The sequence below is a fragment of the Cupriavidus phytohabitans genome, from assembly GCF_000426345.1.
Taxonomy (GTDB): Bacteria; Pseudomonadota; Gammaproteobacteria; order Burkholderiales; family Burkholderiaceae; genus Cupriavidus.
Genome location: NZ_AUFE01000203.1, coordinates 1 through 2,185, shown reverse-complemented (window position 1 = coordinate 2,185; position 2,185 = coordinate 1). Strand labels below are relative to the sequence as shown.

General features: G+C 56.0%; 3 protein-coding genes. All 3 read right to left on the bottom strand.

Going from position 1 to position 2,185, the window contains the following annotated elements; all coding sequences use genetic code 11:
- Positions 1-48: 48 nt before the first annotated feature.
- Complete coding sequence (locus K309_RS42305; RefSeq protein WP_156914551.1) at positions 49-210, bottom strand: hypothetical protein; 162 nt, start codon at positions 208-210, stop codon at positions 49-51.
- A 108-nt stretch (positions 211-318) separates the two neighbouring features.
- Positions 319-669: a hypothetical protein gene (locus K309_RS42300; protein WP_156914550.1), complete on the bottom strand. Its 351-nt coding sequence runs from the start codon at positions 667-669 to the stop codon at positions 319-321.
- A complete protein-coding gene (locus tag K309_RS0134625; protein ID WP_029050439.1) occupies positions 635-1,645 on the bottom strand; it encodes a tyrosine-type recombinase/integrase in 1,011 nt (336 codons plus the stop codon). The genes K309_RS42300 and K309_RS0134625 overlap by 35 nt, the downstream gene beginning before the upstream one ends.
- Positions 1,646-2,185: the final 540 nt, after the last annotated feature.

Here is a 2,185-nt window from a genome sequence, read left to right as displayed (position 1 = left end):
AGCCCACATGCCGCAGTCGTTTGATGAGGGCCCAGAATCCTCCGCCTTTCAGTCACGCTGAGCTCTCAGACTGAATTTTTCAGGTCCGACTACTTCATCCAAGATTTCCGCAAGCGTGGACTCAGGAACGCCAATGACAATGCAGACTTCAGAAATGCTAAGGACGGGCTTCGCCATCAGTTGGTGGATGTCTGTGGATTCGTCGCTCATTTTTAATGTCCTCCGCTTGGAAGGAATCTTAATGAATGAGCTGGAGAACTGTGCGCCGGCTTAGATTGGAGCAGGCCATGCCCGGTAAGAGCATGACCTGTGAACTACTTATTCTTCAGTGGGTACATCATCAAAGCCACGGACCAGCCATTGGTCACTCAGGATCTTGTCAAGGTAAGACCTGCTCGGCGCTTGGACACCATGTGGCCAGCGCTTGATGAGGTTCGCTGCATTGCACAGCTCGTCGTGCTTGACTACCTCTCGCGCTGCCAACACAAAGTTCTGCCTAGTGATGTGGCTCACTGGATGCTTGGACTCCCTGAGCTTGGTTACCCGCCGGTCTGCCTTGGCCAGTTCTTGTTCGAGGTCCGCTCTAAGCTTGACGGCTTCTGGGTCGCCTGCTGCCACGGCCCGCAATAGGGCATCAAGCCTTTGTACTAATGATTCTTTCGAGCTCATGAGATAATTTTTTGCTGGCATCCACACGCTCGGTGTCATACGCATATACGTTGTACACCTTGAGCAACCCCTGCAGGCTGTGTCCAAGCATCTTCTCCACCACTATTGGCTCGACTCCAAGGCGGTGCATCATGCTCGACGCCGTTCTTCTCGCGTCATGATAAGTCCAACCCCAGCCTTGCTTTCTCAACCATAATTGTGTTTGGAACGCCGTAGGAAAGGGTCCAAGGTTCTGCCGCGCCACATCAGAAAGGTAGACCCAGTGACTACGCTTGCTTTTAGTATGGTCCACCCGGAATATATCGCCATCAACATACCCCGAAGTTGCCTCATTGATTCTGAGCCCGGTCGAGAGGCAAAATCTTGCGAGCTTTGCGCGTGGATCATCGATAGCGAAGAGCGCTCTGATCTCACCCTCGGATAGCACACGAGAGCGCGGGACCTCAGGCTTTCCAAGAGCCGAACGAGTCACTCGGGCCAAAGGGTTCACATCAAGAATACCCCGCATGCAAGCCCAGTCAAAACAGATCTTCCACTGTGTGAGGCAGCGGTTGGCAGACACGGGCGAAACGGTGCTGTATTCAGCAAGCGCCTTGACCAGCATGCTCGTGGTGATGGATGCCACCTTCTTGCTACCTAGCGTCTGTTGCCCAAATCTAATGTAGATCCCAGGGACGTTAGGCCTCCTCTCGGCAAACTCCGAAAGCAAGGCAGAGAAAGTCATGGCGGACAACGGCTCACTGGACTGGTTGAGCGCTAGTGCTTTCTGACGGGCATCGGACAAGCTAGAAGCGGGGAAGGTGCCCAAGGTGTGCACGCGCCATGCACCCCCTTTTTTGCTGCGGTGTACGAAGACAAGCCGCCCTGTAGGGGAGTGCTTGATGTACAAGTTGGGAGTGATCGAGTCCTTTATCAAGACCTGTTTCTGAGGGGCCTTCAGTTGCTTCAGGTAGGTCTCTGTGATTTTGGGTTTCAAGGTATTCCCTCGGGTATGCTTGCCCCAGGTTTTACGGGGCTTAACTGGGTTTTATCTTCATGTAAGTCCTTGATTCATAAGGAAATGATACCCGCTCTGGCGCATGAAAGCTTGCCCGAGCGACAAAAAGTAACCAAAAAGCGCGTTTACTGCCCTGGGCGGGCGGCCACTCTTATCGTAGTGTGCCCGGGATTTCGTACGGGGCTTTGCTTCGTTGCAGGGCAGGACTGCCTGACGCCGTGGTGCGCCACGGTGGCTTGGGATTGATGCGGTGATTGAATGAGCCCAGAGCTGTGGGTGGCCCCCGCTGCTGGCGTCACCATAGGAACGCCTTCGGCTGCGCTGCGCGCCAGCCCTAAGGGCAGGGCTGCGCCCACGTCCTCTGCTTCGGGGCCGGCGTCATTCACGACGGCGCTGTGCGAGCACAGCGACGCACTCCGCGCCCGAGCCCCCGACCTACGATACTGAGCGCGCGCAGCGCAGCCGTAGGCGTCCTCGCGTTGACGCCGGCAGCAGGCGGCCTACGCCCGGCATGGGGAT

What these genes read in the sequence shown, in the direction of transcription:
- K309_RS42305 (WP_156914551.1), bottom strand. Translation starts at nt 210, where the DNA reads ATGAGCGACGAATCCACAGACATCCACCAACTGATGGCGAAGCCCGTC.
- K309_RS42300 (WP_156914550.1), bottom strand. Translation starts at nt 669, where the DNA reads ATGAGCTCGAAAGAATCATTAGTACAAAGGCTTGATGCCCTATTGCGG.